Origin of the sequence: Mesorhizobium sp. M7A.F.Ca.CA.003.01.2.1, assembly GCF_003998945.1 — a bacterium.
GTDB lineage: Bacteria > Pseudomonadota > Alphaproteobacteria > Rhizobiales > Rhizobiaceae > Mesorhizobium > Mesorhizobium ciceri.
The window spans coordinates 1-460 of the sequence record NZ_RZRA01001665.1; the positions used below are offsets into that span (position 1 = coordinate 1).

Annotated in this window: 1 pseudogene; it reads right to left on the reverse strand. The window is 68.5% G+C overall.

Features of this window, described 5'->3' with window-relative positions:
- Nucleotides 1–460: pseudogene (locus EN969_RS34840) on the reverse strand (ATP-dependent helicase HrpB); the annotation flags it as partial.

A 460-nucleotide genomic window follows, 5' to 3' on the forward strand; every position in this document is an offset into this window, starting at 1 on the left:
GCCGGCTGCCTCGGCAACCATATGCGCCAACCGCACCGGCAGAGCGAGCTTGCGCATCGCTGCACCCGCTTCCGTCAGGCGCCCCGTCTCGTCGATGGCATCCAGCGCGCGCAGTAGCCCCCTTGCCTCATTGAGGGCCGGAACAGGTGGCGGATCGAGAAAAGCAAGCGCTGACGGATCGGCAACGCCGAAGGCAGCACAATCGAGCAGCAGTCCGGACAGATCGGCCTCAAGGATTTCCGGCGGCGTGAAAGCGGGAAGTGCAGCCGTTTGCTCGGCCCGCCACAGCCGGATGGCGACGCCTGGCTGCGTGCGCCCGGCACGGCCGGCGCGCTGGTCGGCGGAAGCCTTGCTGACACGCACGGTCTCCAGTCGGGTCAAGCCACTGGCCGGCTCATAGCGCGGCAGCCGCGACAGGCCGGAATCGATGACGACGCGCACGCCGTCGATGGTGATCGAG